At 64.4% G+C, this 16,514-nt stretch carries 13 protein-coding genes; 8 read left to right on the top strand and 5 right to left on the bottom strand.

All coding sequences use genetic code 11. From position 1 onward, the window contains the following. Nucleotides 1–75 precede the first annotated feature (75 nt). From OJ996_RS00730 to OJ996_RS00705, 6 genes are all read left to right on the top strand, one after another. Complete coding sequence (locus OJ996_RS00730) at nt 76–2,511, top strand: transglycosylase domain-containing protein (RefSeq protein ID WP_264510134.1); 2,436 nt, start codon at nt 76–78, stop codon at nt 2,509–2,511. 346 nt (nt 2,512–2,857) lie between these two features. After that, nucleotides 2,858–4,180 carry a hypothetical protein gene (locus tag OJ996_RS00725; protein WP_264510132.1) on the top strand — a complete coding sequence of 441 codons (1,323 nt, stop codon included), beginning with the start codon at nt 2,858–2,860 and terminating at the stop codon, nt 4,178–4,180. Further along, nucleotides 4,177–4,299, top strand: a complete 123-nt coding sequence (locus tag OJ996_RS00720; protein WP_264510131.1) for a hypothetical protein — start codon at nt 4,177–4,179, stop codon at nt 4,297–4,299. The genes OJ996_RS00725 and OJ996_RS00720 overlap by 4 nt, the downstream gene beginning before the upstream one ends. A gap of 3 nt (nt 4,300–4,302) precedes the next feature. Continuing rightward, on the top strand, nt 4,303–5,463 hold the full coding sequence (locus tag OJ996_RS00715; protein ID WP_264510129.1) for a hypothetical protein: 1,161 nt from the start codon (nt 4,303–4,305) through the stop codon (nt 5,461–5,463). A 100-nt stretch (nt 5,464–5,563) separates the two neighbouring features. After that, nucleotides 5,564–7,069, top strand: coding sequence for a hypothetical protein (locus OJ996_RS00710; RefSeq protein WP_264510127.1), 1,506 nt, complete (start codon nt 5,564–5,566; stop codon nt 7,067–7,069). Then, the gene (locus OJ996_RS00705) at nt 7,066–8,343 is read left to right on the top strand and encodes a hypothetical protein (RefSeq protein ID WP_264510125.1); all 1,278 of its coding nucleotides are present in this window, start codon (nt 7,066–7,068) and stop codon (nt 8,341–8,343) included. The genes OJ996_RS00710 and OJ996_RS00705 overlap by 4 nt, the downstream gene beginning before the upstream one ends. A 27-nt stretch (nt 8,344–8,370) precedes the next feature. On the opposite strand, the gene OJ996_RS00700 is transcribed toward OJ996_RS00705, so the two are convergent. Both OJ996_RS00700 and OJ996_RS00695 read right to left on the bottom strand, forming a co-directional pair. Next, the gene (locus tag OJ996_RS00700; protein ID WP_264510123.1) at nt 8,371–8,838 is read right to left on the bottom strand and encodes a TPR end-of-group domain-containing protein; all 468 of its coding nucleotides are present in this window, start codon (nt 8,836–8,838) and stop codon (nt 8,371–8,373) included. Between the two features lie 210 nt (nt 8,839–9,048). Beyond that, complete coding sequence (locus tag OJ996_RS00695) at nt 9,049–9,219, bottom strand: hypothetical protein (RefSeq protein ID WP_264510121.1); 171 nt, start codon at nt 9,217–9,219, stop codon at nt 9,049–9,051. 418 nt (nt 9,220–9,637) lie between these two features. Between OJ996_RS00695 and dnaG the strand changes: the two genes are divergently transcribed. Together dnaG and rpoD are read left to right on the top strand one after the other, a co-directional pair. Further along, the gene (gene dnaG, locus OJ996_RS00690; protein WP_264510119.1) at nt 9,638–11,539 is read left to right on the top strand and encodes a DNA primase; all 1,902 of its coding nucleotides are present in this window, start codon (nt 9,638–9,640) and stop codon (nt 11,537–11,539) included. A 105-nt stretch (nt 11,540–11,644) separates the two neighbouring features. Next, nucleotides 11,645–13,705, top strand: coding sequence for an RNA polymerase sigma factor RpoD (rpoD, locus tag OJ996_RS26335; RefSeq protein ID WP_319800679.1), 2,061 nt, complete (start codon nt 11,645–11,647; stop codon nt 13,703–13,705). Nucleotides 13,706–13,829: 124 nt separating this feature from the next. Here rpoD and OJ996_RS00675 read toward each other — a convergent pair whose 3' ends face one another. The 3 genes from OJ996_RS00675 to OJ996_RS00665 are packed head-to-tail and all read right to left on the bottom strand — an operon-like array spanning nt 13,830 to nt 16,506. Further along, on the bottom strand, nt 13,830–14,852 hold the full coding sequence (locus OJ996_RS00675; RefSeq protein ID WP_264510117.1) for a type III polyketide synthase: 1,023 nt from the start codon (nt 14,850–14,852) through the stop codon (nt 13,830–13,832). Further along, the gene (locus OJ996_RS00670) at nt 14,852–15,877 is read right to left on the bottom strand and encodes an NAD(P)/FAD-dependent oxidoreductase (RefSeq protein WP_264510114.1); all 1,026 of its coding nucleotides are present in this window, start codon (nt 15,875–15,877) and stop codon (nt 14,852–14,854) included. Before OJ996_RS00670 ends, OJ996_RS00675 begins: the two co-directional genes overlap by 1 nt. Continuing rightward, the gene (locus OJ996_RS00665; protein WP_264510112.1) at nt 15,865–16,506 is read right to left on the bottom strand and encodes a class I SAM-dependent methyltransferase; all 642 of its coding nucleotides are present in this window, start codon (nt 16,504–16,506) and stop codon (nt 15,865–15,867) included. Before OJ996_RS00665 ends, OJ996_RS00670 begins: the two co-directional genes overlap by 13 nt. Nucleotides 16,507–16,514: the final 8 nt, after the last annotated feature.

Raw genomic sequence — 16,514 nt, 5'->3', positions numbered from 1 at the left:
GCACCACCCGCCTCCGCAGGGTATGCGGAGGGCGCACCGGAGGCGTTCCGGCAACTGTCACCAAGGGAATCCGGCATGGGCACGACTGATCAAAACAAGGGCAACAAGGTGAGGAAGCGCCGCTTCTACAAGCGCAAAGGCTTCTGGCTCACCCTGATCACCCTCGGCGTCCTCGGCGGCGGCATCGGCTACGTCGGCTTTGAGAAGTATACGGAGCCCTATCGCGAGCGCGCCCAGACCTACGACCTCGCCCGGATCAACGACCTGGAGATCCCCAGCATCATCCTGGACCGGAATAGTCAGGAAATCGGCCGCATTTTCGTCCAGAACCGGAGCATCATCCCCATCGCGGAGGTCCCGAAGATCTTCGTGGATGCCCTGAAGGCCGGGGAGGACCAGCGCTTCGATACCCACACCGGCGTCGACTACATCGGCGTGGTCCGCGCCGTCTGGCTGAACTTCCAGGCCGGGGAGACCACTCAGGGTGCCAGCACCATCACCCAGCAGCTCGCGCGGAATGCCTACAATCTGGAGGAGGAGCGCAAGAAGCGGAACGAAACCGGCATGGAGCGCAAGATCGTGGAGGCCTTCCTGGCCCAGCGCATCGAGCGGCACTTCAAGAACAAGTCCCAGATCCTCGAGTTCTACCTGAACCGCATCTACTTCGGCAGCGGCTACTACGGCATCCGCTCCGCCTCGCTCGGCTACTTCGGCAAGGAGCCGAAGGATCTCACCGCGCTAGAGAGCGCCGCCATCGTGGGCTGCATCAAGAACCCCACCGGCCTGTCCCCGATCAACAATCCGGACGGCAACCGCAAGTCCCGCAATCTCGTGCTCGGCCGCATGGGCGAGGCCGGAGCCATCACCCCGCGCGAAGCCGCCCGGCTCCAAGGCGAGACGCTGAAACTGAATCCAAAGCCCCTGCAGCGCGGCACGACCCACCTCTACGAGCGCGTGGCCGATGAGATCCGCCGCGTGCTGGGGGATGATGCCCTGGCCGCCGGTGGCTTCCGCATCCACACCTCCATCGATGCCAAGATTCAGGCCGCCATGGAGAATGGCTTGCGCCTCAGCCTGGACCGCGCCGAGGCCGTGCCCGGCTACGCAAACCAGAAGCGCGCCGATTTCAAATCCAAGAAGTCCTCCGGCATCGCTCCCGAGTATCTCCAGGGAGCAGGCCTCATGATCGACCACGGCACCGGCGAGGTCCTGGCCCACGTCGGCGGTCGCGATTACGCGGACGTGCCGTACGACGTGATCGAACTGGGTCGCCGACCGCTCGGCACCGCCTTTCTCCCCTTCGTCTATGCCGCCGGCATCCAGCAAGGCCTTAGCCCCGCCACCACCGTGGATGACGAGCCGATGGACAACCGCTCCGTGATGGTCGGCGGTCGCGAGGGTATCCTCGGCGAGTGGGGCATGGAAGTCTCCCGCCCCACCTACGATGGCCGCATCACCGCCCGCCGCGCGCTGGAGAGCTCGAAGATCGCCGCCTCCGTCCGCTTCGCCGGTATGGCCGGACTGGGGAATGTGGTGAAGACCGCGGAGAATTTCGGCCTGCCCATGAAGGATGTGGAGCTCCTCCCGCGCATCGCCGCCGGCTGGGAAGCCGCCTCCATGCGGGATGCCGTCCGCGCCATTTCCGCCTTCGCCCGCGGCGGCACCACCGCCCCGCGCAGCTTCACCCTCGTCACGGAGGTGGAGAATGCCGAGGGCCACTCCGTCTACAGCCGCAAGATCGAGGTGCCCGTGCGCCTCGAGCCGGTGGATGATGCCACCGCCTTCATCGTGCACGACATGATGCGTGGCAGCATGGAAGACGGCAGCGCCCGCGGCCTCTCCGACATGCTCGTCGAGAAGCCCTTCAGCGGCGCCGGCAAGACCGGCACCACCCACGACTTCTCGGACAACTGGTTCCTCGGCTACAATGGCCGCGTTTCCTGCGGCATCTGGGTTGGCTTCCTGCAGCCGAACAAGACCATCTACGAAGGTGCCTTCTCCCGCGACTTGGCCATGCCGGTCTGGGCGGACGCCATGAATGCCGCGGCCTCGAACTTCGGCGGCAAGGTCATCCAGCAGCCCGCCAGCGTGGCGGAGGTGAAGATCTGCAGCGTCTCCGGCCAGCGCGCCACGCCCTACTGCTACGAGACCATCGTCGATCCCGCCACCAATCGCCCGCGCACGCGCTCCTCGGAGTTCACGGAATTCTTCCGCAAGGGCTCGGAGAACATCCCCTTCTGCCCGCTTCACTCCGGCACCTCGAATGTCGACCAAGGCTCCGCCGCCGTCGGCCTCGCCCAGCTCGCCGTCATCGACACCACCCCGGTCCGCACCAAGGAACTCGTCCTCCTCGGCGAGGACCCCTACTACACCGAGCAGCTCACCCTCGACGGCGTCGAGCACCAGCCCGCCCGGACCAGCAACAACGTCCTCGACAGCTTCGACCTCGGCGACGCCGAGAAGCCGCTGCAATTCGCCTGGCCCAAACGCCTAGTGATCACTCCGGAGTAGTCCGGGGCGCTATCAGTGGTGCTACGGCATCCATCTTAGCGGAAGCACTTCGTGCTTCCGGCGGGGTGAATCCACCCGGGGGATGGGAGTGGGGCTCATGAGCGAGGACCTCCCCGTTTTTGACACACATCTCCTTGCCCTCCCCACATCACTGGAGATAAGCCTCCATGATGAAGCGGAGTTTCTCCGGTCTCCTCACCCACCTGCTCGCCCTCGTGGCGGGCTGGGGCACCTTCACCGCCCTCCAATCCCCGGGCACCCGGGCCGCCCGGACCCGTCCGCCACCATTGCGAAGTCTATCCGGCTCTCTCCCGATCCCGCCACGGAGGCCGCCGCCCGCGAGCACTTGGCCAAGGCGCTCACTCCGCCGTCCCCGGACGACCCCTTCTCCTCCCCTCCCACCCGCGCGCAGATCAAGCTCGCCCGCCAGATCCGCTCGGAAATGCGCGAGTTCCTCGACCGTTTCCAGCCGCCCGACGACATCGCCGCCGCGCTCAAGGAGAGCGAACCCGTGGAGGGTCAGACCTACGACGATGACTTCTGGCTCCGCCGCAGCGCACTCGTCTTCCACTTCCTCGACCGCGATCCCGCCGCCGCCTTCAAGTGGGCGAAGGAGACCAGCAAGAACTTCCAGCTCCTCGATGGCGTGGCCATCGAACTCGGCCCGGAGTTCTTCCGCCGGATGGGCGCAGAGAAGGCGCTGGAGATGGTCTCCCATGCCCCCGCGGACTACTACCAGATCCGGGCCGAGGTCGGTCGCTCGATTGGCGAACATGCAGATGCCTCCGGTTTCCTGGCCGCGGCCAAGATGATGAGCGGCCAGCAGGGGGAATGGTTCGCCCGAACCACCGGCGGTGAATGGCCGCCGGAAAAGGAAGGCGAGCTGATCCAAGCTGCCGTCGACGCCAAGTCGCCCATGCTCATCATCGGCTATCTCTCGGAGGAAGGCCGCAAGGGCGACTTCTTGGCCGAACTGGTGCTGGATGAATTGCTACCGGCGGACTTCCGCGAGATGCTGCGCACCAACGAATGGACCCGCGAGATCCTCGCCCGCACGCCGGAGGTGCCCGTCTCCCTGCGCCTCGAGCTCGGCAACAACATCGACGCCATCTGCTCCGGCGATCTCATCAAGCTGCTCACCACCGATCGCGATTGGGCCTTCGCCTTCCGCCACGGCGTGGCAGATGCTGGCGAGATCCTCAAGCTGGCCGAAGCCGGCGCACCTGAACTCATGCGGGATCATGGCGCGAAGGCCCGCGAACACCTCTTCCGCGAGCTGGCGGAGGAGAACCCGCGCGCCGCCATGCCGCTGCTCCAGAACATCCCGGAGACGGAGCGCAATGACCTCCTGCTCTACATCGCCCGGACTCATTTCGAGCAGGTGGAGCCGGCGAAATTCCTAGAACTGTTAGAGCAGATCCCCCCGGGCACCCCGCAGCAGTGGGAGGCAAGGCTGGACGCATGGAACCGGCGCGGCGCCACCAATCACCAACGCCTGCAGGAGGCCTACGTGGAGTGGGTGCGCAATCTGCCCGCGGGCATCGATCGCGAGATGGGCCTCTACTCGCTGGCCCGCAGCGTGGAGGCGCAGGACCCCGCTCTCGCCGCCGAGCTGCGCCGCGAGGTGAGTGACCCGGACCTCCAAAGCCGCATCAACACCAGCCGATGAAGCGCATCCTCACGCATGCCTTTGCCCTGCTCGTCGGGGTTGCCTTGGCCGCATCACTGCCGCGCCTCATCCATCCTCAGGCCCGGGCCGACAGTGAGAATCCAGGAGATGAATCCTGAGCGATGGACAGTGCGAAGTCCGCCGACCGCGCCGCCATCTCCGCCGGACGCGGCGATGGCAAGTCTGCCGCCTTCCGTCAGGCATGGAGCCTCCTCATACAGGAGGCCCAAGCACCGGAAGAGCGCATGCGCGCCCAAGGCAACCTGCTACGCGAATGGGCGAAGATGGATCTGGAGGGCGCAATCCAGGCCTACCTCGGCGAGGCTTGGGACACCCGCTACCCCGGCACCCTGGCCTACACCTCGGAGCCCCTCCGCAATGCCCTCGCCTCGGCCTTCAGCGAGCAACCGCAGGAGGCATGGAAGATCCTCTCCCGCGACAAGATGGCGATGCAATTGCTCGGTGCCCACTGGTGCATGGCCATGCCCGCCCACAAGCTTCCCTTCCTCGTCTCGGTCACCCGCGAGCTCCCACCAAACCTCCAGAAGGAAGCCGCGACCATCCTGATGCGGCACAAGCAGAAGCGCGAACTCCTCATCCAACTCGCCCGCACTGGCACCCCGGAGCAGGCGGAGCGTTGGCTGATGGATGCCTACACCCGCGCCAGCGCGGAGGGCAGCGCCCCGGAACTCCTCGCCAAGTGGCGCGATACCGCACCCGGCATCGAGCGCACCCACGACATGATGGCATGGGCCAGCCGCTTCCGCCGCACCGACTCTGACGAACTCGCCGCGGAGTGGGAGAAGATCCCGGAGGCCGATCGCGCCCAAGCCGCGCGCCTCCTGCTCGCGCCGCTCAATCCAGGGTCCCCCGGCCTGCTCTACGCCCTCGACCGCGCCGTCGAGACCGGCCAGTGGCAAGCCTTCACACCGGACCTCCTCGGCACGCTCCGCTATTGGGAGGCCGGGGATGCCAATGCTCTCGCCGAATGGTCGGCGACTCTTCCCGCCAAGCAGGAACTCGCCAGCGTCTATCAGACCGCGCTGCTCAAGAAGTTCGGGGACCCCGCCCAAGGCCGCGAATGGATCGAGCAGCTTCCGGAAGGCAGTTGGCATCGCGACCAGGCACTCGCCGCCCTTGCCCGCAGCGAGATCGAGAAAAGCCGTGACCTGCCCGCCGCCAATCGGACCGTGGAAACCATCAGCGACCCCGACATCCGCCGCCAGGCCGGGGAGGCCCTCTACGACCATGCCCTGAAACAAGGCATCCAAAACCTAAGGTAACGAATGCTACTGCCCCAATCGGAGCAAAAGCACTTCCTGCTTCCGCTACATCCTCGCAATCCCCGTGACTTGCTCATGATATCTCCCTAGCCTGCGAGTCATGCCCCGGGTAACCCCAGCCCTGCTTCTCACTTTTACCCACGCGCTTGCTTTGGGCGCAGGATGGATCGCCTATCAGACGACCCAAACCGACCCTCCCGCCGATAAGCAGACCGCTCCCGCCTCGGACCATTCACCACGCGACAAAGAACTCTCCCGCCGCGCCCAACGGATCATTGATGCCGCCCGGACCGCTGCGGATCAGACCTATCACCGCGGACTCTCTCCCGAAGACAAGGAGGAGATCGGGCAAGCAATCCGCTCGATCAGGATTCCGGATGATATCCCCGCCGCGCTCGAAACCATCGCTCTCTCCTATCACGCCGAACCCGGCGAATCCGGTCCGCTCAATCCTGAGGCCGCGGCCCTGCTCTACCACTGGCTCGCCCGGGATCCGGAAGCCGCCTTTGCTTGGGCCAAAACCCTCAGCGGCCCGGTCAACGGCCTCGTCGGCGACCACTTGGGGAAGGCCTTCGCCATGCAGGCGGAGTTGCAGGAACCCGCCAGCCTCTTGCCGATGCTCCTCGTCGCTGAGAAGCACGCGCAAGGAAGAGGCATGGCCAGCATCCTGGCCGACCGTGTGGCTAGGCAACACGATGCCACTCTCATCGCGAGGGTGAAGGCCAGTGCAAGCAAAGAGACATGGAACGAATTCATGTGGTGCCTGCCCCGCGAGTGGCCGGCGGACCGCAGTGCGGACTTTGTGCAGTTCGCGATCGATCAGGACTCCCTGGACATCATTGCCGCCTTCAAGCCCGGCCCCGACCTGTCTTGGGGGCATTGGATGAAAAATCTGTTAGAAGATGAATCCGTCCCCGAATCGTTCCGGGAGAAGCTGCGCAATCATCCGCGCCTGCGTCAACAGATGAGCGTGGATACCACGCTTCCCCTGGCAGACCGCCTCGCCCTCAGCGGCAGGCCGGATACGCCGCAGACCCGGGCGGACATCGGCCGTCGCGACATCGAGAACTTCCTCGGCAACGAGGACGACTGGCCGCGCGCCGTAAAGCTCGGCGAAGCTACCGCGGCGGAAGTACTGGCGGCCGTCACCGCTGCGAATCCCGACATTGCCGCCTCCAGCCCGGACATGGTGCGCGATCTCGTCTTCTCGCGCCTCGTCAAGCACGACCCCGCCGCCGCCATGAGCCTCCTCGCCGCGCTTCCGCCGGACGAGCGTTCACAGCGCGCCCTCTATGCCGCGCGTACCGATTTGAAGGATGCCACACCGCCGACCTTCCTTGCCCTGCTCCAGCAGGTCCCCTCGGATAGTCCCGGGCAATGGGAAGACCGGCTCGATGCTTGGAACCGCAGCAGCATCTACCAGCACGATTGGAATGGCGAGCACTACACCGCTTGGGTGAAGGCGCTGCCACCCGGTCTTGATCGCGAGATGGCTCTCTATTCGCTCGCGAGGAGAACTGAGAAACAGGACCCTGAACTCGCCGCCAGCTTGCGCGCGGGCATCACCGACCCCACTTTGAAGAGCCGCCTCCCCGCTGCACCATGAAAGCCCGCACCATCATGAGTCACGGGTTGGCGCTCGCCACCGGCCTCGCGCTCGCCGCCTCATTCACACGCAGGAACGACACCGATCAGAAAGCCAAGGATACTGCGGCGCACGCCTCTAACAGCGCCTCCGGACCAAGTAGTGATCGCCGCCGGAGCAAAACCGCCGCCAGCACCCGCACCGAGGAATACCAGCGTGCTTGGAATGATCTCGCTCGCCAGAAGATGAGCGAAGGCCGACGCCGCGACCTCCAGTGGCGTTTGCTGGAAGCTTGGGCGATGATCGATCTGGAAGCCGCCCTGAAGGCGGAGATGGCGGAGGCTCCCTGGGCCGCACGCGGTGCTTTCGACAAGGCCTTCATGGCTCAGCCGCTGGCCTCTTGGAAGACCCTCTCAAAGCTGGGTCTGGGCTCCATGCGCAATACCGTGCGCTGGACCCAGATGGTCGCGCTGAAGGATCCGGACGCCATGATCTCCGTGATCGATGAGATGCCACCCAGCCTCCAGAGCTACGCGGCGGACTTCCTCTTCTCGGAGGTCGAAACGGACCCTCAGGCGGATGCTCTCCGGAAGAAGTTGCTGCGCCCCGGCAGCATCACGAACCAGGAGCGGGATCTCGCCCTGGCCTGGCGAGCCGCGCCGCTACGCCCCCAAGATAGCATCCGGATGGAGGCATGGCTCGACCTGCCCGCAGGCAGCGAGCGCCTGAATGCCATGACCGGCTGGGCGAACGGTTCGCAGTATGCGGACCTCGCGACGCTTGAAACTGATTGGGCCAAGGTACCCGCGGCTGACCGCGAACAGGCCGCGCGCCTCCTGCTCTCCCAGCTTAGCCTGGGATCAGAGCATGTAACCTTCGCCATCGACCGAGCTATCGAAACCGGGCAGTGGGACATGCTGCGGAAGCTCGGTGGGGCCCCCGCCCATTCACAGAATCTCATGGAGGTCGAACCTGAAACACTTGCCACGTGGGCGATGCAACTGCCGCAGCGCGATGAACTCCGCGCCTACTTCACGGATGCCGTCACTCCCAAGCTTATGGCAGATCCCGCCGCCGGCCGTGAGTGGCTTGAGTCCATGCCCGCAGATTCCTGGCAGCGAGACGAAGGCTACGCCGCCATCGCCCGTGCCTCCCTTGCCCGAAATCGCAATCAGGAAGAAGCCCTCCGCGCCATCGGATCCATCTCAAATCCCGCCATCCGCCAGCGCGCCCGGGAAGAACTCCGCGATTGGCAGGTCGCCAATGACCAGAGGGAGATTTTGCATGGGGAGTGAGACTTCACTCGTGATTCACCATCTTTCTCAATCGCCACTCCGCAGCGCCGCCAGATCCGTATCCTCCTGCGCCGTCTCCCGCAGCGACTCATCCATCTCGAAGGCCCGCTCCAGATGCGACTCCGCCCTCTTCCGGTCCCCCAGCACCGCGCAGTAGCACGCGATATTGTAGTGGAACAGCGGATCCTCGATCAAAGTCGCCGGGCCGCGCAGCAGCCAGTCCCTGGCTGCCAAGGTATCGCCCGTCTCATGCAGGCAATACGCCGCATGGATGAAAAACCGCGCCTCCTTCGGCTCCTTCATGCAGAGCAACCGACCGGTATCCGCCGCCGCATTCCAGCGCCGCGATTCCATCTCTGCTAGCAAGCGAAGCTCCAGCGCATGCCTTCGCATGCGATCACGCGCGGACAAGGCGGTGAGTTCGGACAGGGCTTCCTCTGGTAAACCCAGTTCCAGCCAGCCCAGAGCGGACCTCAAAATTGGGAGGTCTTCCATTGATTTCACGCTAGGCGAGGCCACCGGGGGAGGCAACTCCGCATTTCGAAGCCACGATGAGCTATATTGATCCGAGAACCGGATCCCGGAGGACTTCGTTTCTGGCCGGAACCACTACCTCGCTAGGGGAGCCATCCCGGCAGCGGCAGCAGGATCTACCCGCTGCCCCGGCAGATGCACGCGGCACCTGCCAAATGTGATCCCGGAGACTCAGCTTCCCGCACGAACGCGAACCGGCTGTGGCTCCGGCGCGCGGCGCGTGTGGCGGGCCACTTCATCCCCCATGCGCTTCAGCGCGGCGATCAGGTAGGCATTCAGGAAATACTCCTTCAGCAAGAGCTCGCGGCTCTCACCCTTGGCGTTCTTACGGACGACTTTCATGGTTCTTTTTTCGTTAAGGTTTAAACGATGGTTTCCATCGGATGAGCGAAGTTCGACCGGTTTTTTGTTTCCGCATCCGAAAATTGGGTCATTTTTTCTCCACCATCCGGTAGGAGTTTTATTCCCGATTTTTCACTCCTGTGTCCCCTTTTGCGATCAACACTTCGCGCTAAAGACAGGTGTCCCTTCTTTCGCGGCGCATCCACATCGAGACTATACGCGGGAATCGCCGCTTTTCCCCTCATCCACCCCGCCAAGGCGCCAGCTCGAGAGCACTTCTCCGCTCTCCAGAACTACAGACCCGATTGATCTCCATCCCTCCCTTCCCTCCTGTTCAAAACTCTCCACCCACCGCACGGGATCACATTTTTCCCGATTCCGTTTTCCCCCGCCCCCGCTCCCGCCTTTAAATCCCGCCGTGCCCCAAATCTCCCGGGAGACCACCGAGCAGATCCTCGCCGCCACGGATATCGTGGACGTGATCGGCTCGTACATCGAGGTCAAGCGGACCGGCCCGGCATACAAGGCACTCTGCCCCTTCCACAACGAGAAGACCCCCTCCTTCAACATCAATCCGCACCGGCAGTTCTTTCATTGCTTCGGCTGCGGCAAAAGCGGGGACGCCATTACCTTCGTCCGCGAATACGAGAACCTCACCTTCTCCGACGCGGTCAAGAAGCTCGCCACCCGAGCCGGCATCACCGTCGTCGAGGAAGCCGTCGATCCCCAGGAAGATCGCGCGCGTCGCCAGCGTGGCAAGCAGCTCGATCTGCATCGCGAGGTCGCTGCCTTCCTCCACCAGATGCTCTTCACCCGCGATGCCGCCCATGCCCGTGAGCACCTGAAAGGCCGCGGCTTTGGCAAGGAGATGGCCGAGCGCTGGCAGATCGGCTGGATGCCCGAAGACCCGCGCGTCTTCATGGACTGGGCGCGCGAAAAAAAGCTCACCGGTCGCGACCTGGTGGACTCCGGCATCTTCGTTCAGAAGGAGCGCGGCGGAATCTATGTCCGCTTTCGCGATCGCCTGATGATCCCGATCCGGAACGAGCATGGCGATGTCATTGCCTTCACCGGCAGACAACTCCGCGATGACCCGCGCAGTGGCAAATACATCAACTCGCCGGAGACTGCCGTCTTCAAGAAATCGCATGTCCTCTTCGCCCTTGAGCGCGCCCGGAAGGCGATCCTGAAGGAAAGTGCGGTGGTGATGGTGGAGGGTCAACTGGACGCCATCTGCTGCCACGAGCAGGGCATCGAAAATACGGTTGCCTCCCAAGGCACCGCCTTCACGACGAACCACGCCAAGCTCCTCCGCCGTTACGCCAAGAACGTGATCCTCTGCTTCGACTCGGACAATGCCGGTCTCGAAGCCGCATCGAAAGCCTTCCCTATCCTCACCGCGGAAGGCCTGCCGGTGAAGGTGGCCCGCATGCCCGCGGGCGAGGATCCGGACACCTTCCTGCGCAAGCACGGCGCGGATGCCTTCCGCGAGATGCTGGCGAATGCAGCCGACTTCTTCGACTTCCGCATCGACCGTGAGTCCGTGAACGGCGGACTCGCCAGCCTGCAGCAGCGCTCCGCCTTCGCGAAGACCTGCGCCAATCTGCTCTCGCTGATCCCGGATGCCGTCACGCGGGAGAACATGATCAATCATGTGGCCACCCGCCTGCGCATCGGTGTGCCGGAGTTGCGGGACACCGTGGCGCGGGAGATCCGCTTCGCCAAGAACAAGCCCGAGCCCCGCGACCGCAATGCCCCGCCCGAACCGGAGCGCGAGGAGCCCGTGGCGATGGACCCCCTTGTCGGCTACCTCTGCAGCCTCGCCCTCCACTGCGCTCCCGCGCAGGACTGGCTGGGCGAGCAGTACGAGACCCTGCACGAAGCCGCGGAGGACATCGAGGGTGTGCCCGTGCTGGAGTGCATCCTCTCCGCCCGCCCCGATCCGGCCTCTCCCGCTTCCGTGAATGCCTTCCTCGCCGGGCTGAAGGAGTCCTACCGCCTCGCCCTGCATGCCGACTCCACCTTCCACGTGGACCCGCCGGAAGACTGGCTCGGGGCCGTGGAAGAGGCGCTGGCCCGGGTGAGTGCAAAGGCTCTGCTGAAGCGCGATGCCCGGATCGATGCCGAACTGTCCCGCCCCGATCTCACCCACGCCGAGATGATGCCGCTGCTGGAGCAGAAGAAGTTGATCGCCCATCTGATCTCCGGCTTGGATCAACGCTTCATCTTCAGCGACCGCTTCGCCCCGGTGAAGAAAGCGAAACCGAAGTCCGATTTCCGTCCAAATCGCTCAGGTTCAAGGCCCCAAAACAATCCTTGACGCTACGATAAGTGGCCCGAATATTCCCGCCCGCTTCGGACCCACGTCTGCTTGCGCTATAATGGGAGAATTTTGCCTGAATTCCCCGTCCCATCACTTCTGTCCATGTCCACCAAGAAAGCTGCTGCCGCTGCCAAATCGAAGGGCTCCAAGCCGACACCGAAAGCGGGCTCCAAGCCTGCTCCCGCGAAGAAGCCTGCTGCTGCCCCGGCCAAGCCCGCGAAGGCGGTGAAGCCGGCAGCCAAGCCGGCCGCAGCGGCGAAGAAGCCAGCCCCGAAAGCCGGGAAGGCCAAGGCCCCGGCTCCCGCCAAGAAGCCTGCTGCCGCCCCGGCCAAGGCCGCCAAGCCCGCTGCCGCTCCCGCCAAGGCGGAGAAGGCGAAGGCCGCCCCGGCACCCGTGAAGGAGCAGAAGCCCGCCGCCAAGGCGGAGAAGAGCAAGGTAGCCGAGGCACCGAAGAAAGCCGCCGAATCCTCCAAGAAGGCTGAACCGGCGAAGAAGGTGGACGCCGCCGCTGCCGCCCCCGCCGCAGAAACTCCCCGTGCCGATGGCGAGAAGCCCCGCATCGATACCCCGGAGATCCAGGAGAAGATCCGCGAGCTGATCAAGCTGGCCAAGGAGCAGGAGTACCTCACCTACGACGACATCAACGAAATCCTGCCGAACGACCTCGTCGAGCCGGCGGATGTGGAGGCGATCATGGAGCGCCTCCGCAACATGGAGTTCGACATCATCGATGCCTCCGAGGTCGACCGCTACAAGGACAAGAAGCGCGACGACGACGCCGACGATGTCGACGATACCAAGGACCAGAAGCTCGATATCCTGGACGACCCGGTCCGGATGTACCTGAAGCAGATGGGCCAGGTGCCCCTGCTCACCCGCGAGCAGGAAGTGGAAATTTCCAAGCGCATCGAGGATGCGGAGATCGAGGTGGCCAAGCAGCTCCACCTCTTCGGCTTCACCGCCGAGTGCTATCTCGACCTCGCCGACAAGCTCCTGAAGGGCAAGGAGCGCTTCGACCGCGTGATCCTCGACAAGAAGATCGAGAGCCGCGAGCGCTACATGAAGATCCTGCCCAAGCAGTGCGAGCAGCTCAAGAACCTGCACGAGGAGAACGACGATCTCTTCCGCCAGATGACCGCGAAGAATCCCCGCGGCAAGAAGAAGCTGGAAGAGACCTTCGCCAAGAACCTGCAGAGCCTCCACCGCATTTACACCAAGTTCTACTTCAAGCAGAAGGTCGTGGAAGACTTCTGCGAGCAAGTGGAAGACTACCAGCAGAAGTTCTGGAAGTACGGCCGCAAGGTCCAAGCTGATCCGGAGGACAAGGAGTTCGTCACCAAGCTCCGCGAGATCCAGCAGCGTTGCTGGCATGAAGTCGAAACCTTCGACGACACCAACAAGCAGCTCCGCCACTGGCTGAAGGAAGCGCTCAAGGCGAAGACCGAGATGGTGGAGGCCAACCTCCGTCTCGTGATCTCGATCGCGAAGAAGTACACCAACCGCGGCCTCTCCTTCCTCGACCTCATCCAGGAAGGCAACATGGGCCTGATGAAGGCGGTGGAGAAATTCGAATACCGCCGCGGCTACAAGTTCTCGACCTACGCCACCTGGTGGATCCGCCAGGCGATCACCCGCTCGATCGCCGATCAGGCCCGCACCATCCGTATCCCGGTGCACATGATCGAAACGATCAACAAGCTGATGCGCGTGCAGAAGCAGCTCGTGCAGGAATACGGCCGCGAACCTTCCCCGGAAGAAATCGCCGAGGAAATCCACCTGCCCGTGGAGCGTGTCCGCGCCGTGCTCAAGATGGCCCAGCAGCCGATCTCGCTGCAGGCCCCGGTCGGTGATTCGGACGACACCTCCTTCGGCGACTTCATCGAGGACAAGTCCGCGGACAACCCGATGGAAGAAGCGGGCTTCTCGATGCTGAAGGACAAGATCAAGGACGTCCTCGACACGCTCACCGAGCGCGAGCGCGAAGTCCTCGAGCAACGCTTCGGCCTGAAGGACGGTTACAGCCGCACGCTGGAGGAAGTGGGTCGCCAGTTCCAGGTCACCCGCGAGCGTATCCGCCAGATCGAGGCCAAGGCCCTCCGCAAGATGCGCCACCCCACCCGTATCCGTAAGCTCGAAGGCTTCATCGAGCTTCCGGGAGCGTAAGACGAGAGATCGCACGACCCCTTTCAAGAAAACCGGCCTCCGCGAGGGAGCCGGTTTTTTTTGTGCGCATGGATCGACGACATTGCTGTCGTAGGTGAAGGGACAGGCTTGGGAAAAGAGCCCCTCACCTCCACATCTCACACGCATGCGCGGCGAAGCCCGCGCCGAAGGCGCTGAGCCACCAGCGGCGGTCACCGTTCGCCATCGTCACCGCCCGATCCAAGGCAAACAGCACCGACGGACTGCTCATGTTCCCGTGCTCCCTGAGCACCGCCCGCGTCTCCTCCAGCGAGGTCGGCAACACCGCCTCCAGCGCATCGATCACATCGCGCCCGCCGGAATGCGTGAGGATCCGGTCCGGATCCGCCGTGCGCTTCGCATAGAGCTCCGCCACCGCCTCCGCGGCCAGCCCGGGCACCGCCTTGTCGAGTTGGTTGCGCAGCTTGCCGCCCGCATTCACGAAGCGGATCTTCTCCCGCTGTTCCGGCTTGTGGACCGTCGTGAAATGCCCGGCCTGCCACTTGTTAGATCCTGGCACATCCGACCACACCGCCGCCGCAGCACCATCACCGAAGAGGCAGAGCGAGATCAGCACGCCCGGATCATCATCCGCATAGAAGGCCGCGGAGCACACCTCCACCGCGATGGTCGCCACCTTCGCCCCCGGATGCGCCGCCAGGAATCCCGCCGCCGAACGCAGCATCGGAATCGCCGCCCCGCACCCCAGCCCCACCAGATCCTGCAAGTACGCCGTCTCCCGTAGCCCGAGCAGTTCCGCCACATGGCTGGTCACGCCGGGGCAGAGATAGCCGGTGCAGGTGCAGATGAAGAGCGCATCCAGATCCGCCGCCGCCAGCCCCGCCTTCTCCAGCGCGGGAGTCAGCGCCGCGATCGCGAGCCGCGGCGCCTCCTGCTCGAAGCTTTCATTCAGCTCCTGCGCGCTTCGACTCACCACCGGCGCGATCTCCGCCAGGCAAAAGCTGCGCGTCTCGATCCCCGAAACGCCGTTGCCCAGGATCTTCTCCATCAGCCCCTGCGAGCGCGGCCGTAGCGCGGCATAGGCCGGGGTCACGCTTAGCGCGGCCAGGCATTCGGATTGCGTGTAGCGGTGCGGCGGGACCGCCGTGGAGATCGATTCGAGGAACATCAGCGGACAAGGGAAAGCAGAGGACGGAAAGGCAACAGGCGCGCACGGCCGAGCGACTTGACCAGATGCCGCCCGCTGCCATACATGAGCACCGGGTGCAGGGCCTGTGCCGCATTCAGGCGACGGCGGAAGCGGCGATGAAGCGCGCTGCGGATCGCAGCCCGGCAATCATCCCAATCGAGAAAGCCCTTGCTCCACTCCTCCAGCGGCTCGAGCGCCAGCTCCGCCGCTTGAAAGGCCATGCTCATGCCATTCCCGGTGAAAGGCGGGATCATGCTCTCCGCATCTCCCAGCACGCAGAGACCCGGCAGCTCCGGCTGACGCCCCAGCGAAAAGCCCGCCACCGCGGCGAAGGAATCTTCATCCACCACCGCGCCGCGCAATCGCTTGGCCAGCACATCATTCCCACCCTGCTCCAAGTATGAAAGCAGCAGCTCGCTCCCGCTGCCGCGCAGCGCGCGATCCACCTTGAAGAGCCCGCACACATTCACGCGGCCATCCTCCACCCCGGCCAGGCCGGCGTATCCGTTAGAGCCCAGATGCATCTCCAGATCCGCCTTCATCGCCAGATCCCGGAAGTGGCACTTCAGGCCGATCCAGCGGCTCTTCGCCGGGATGCGCCCCGCTGTCCATACCAGCCCCTCCAGCGGCTCGCGCACTTGGCGCGAATGCTCGATGACTTCACCACCCAGCTCGGTTACCCGCTCGCGCAGGCGCGCATCCAGCCGATACCGCGAGATCCCCAGCGCGGGCTCTGGCAGATCATCGCAATGCACCAGCTTGCCCTCGCTCAGCCAGATCAGGCTGCGGCGCGGCAGCGCATCCGCGAAGGCATCGGCGATTCCCAGCGCCTCCAGCGTCGCCGGTGCCGCTCCCGAGATAAACTCACCGCAAACCCGGTGGCGCGGATAGCTGCCCGCCTCGTGCACCTTCACCGGCACGCCGCGCAGGCGCAGGCCCGCCGCCAGCGAGAGTCCCGCCAAGCCGCCCCCCGCGATTGTCACCGTGGCCTTCAATGTCGCCAAGCTAGCATGCGGATCCCCCCGCGCCATGTGGTTTCCTCCCGGATGCGCCATGTGCCGTCATCCAGCCCTAGCAGGCGCGGCATTTCCCCGTGCAGGAATCCGGCACGGATGCTCGCCGGCATGTCGTGCTTCGTCGCGCGACCCACCAGCGGCATGATGATCTTGGCGTCCGTGATTGTCTGCGCGGTGCGATAGGGTTCGTTCACACAGATGATATCGAAGGACTGCAGCAACGGCGTGAAGCGCGGCAGCTCCCCATCCTCGAAGTGGTGCAGGAAAAGATTCGCCGCCAGCACGCCCGCCGATTGATCAGCCAGACACTCGAAGACATCCTGCTGGTGCCACCCGATCGACTCCGGCAAATCCGCGGGCCGTGGTGCCAGATCGCAACCCGCCAGCGGCGTACCGGGGTAGCGGCAGGCCAGCTTCTTCAGCAGCGTGCCCTCCCCGGCGCCGATCTCGATCACTCCACGTGCCAGAGCATCCGGAAAAGGGCGGAGATTTCGTGTAATCCAGCGCTCATTCCCCATCAAGAAGTTGATCATCTTGAGGTCGCGGCGGCTACGGATCACATCCGGGTGATCCGCTGGGAGCTGGTCGATGATTTCGGGCTCTACAAGACGCTGCATCGCGGTTA

The organism is Luteolibacter rhizosphaerae (assembly GCF_025950095.1).
GTDB lineage: Bacteria > Verrucomicrobiota > Verrucomicrobiia > Verrucomicrobiales > Akkermansiaceae > Haloferula > Haloferula rhizosphaerae.
This window is presented reverse-complemented; position numbering and strand designations above follow the sequence as displayed.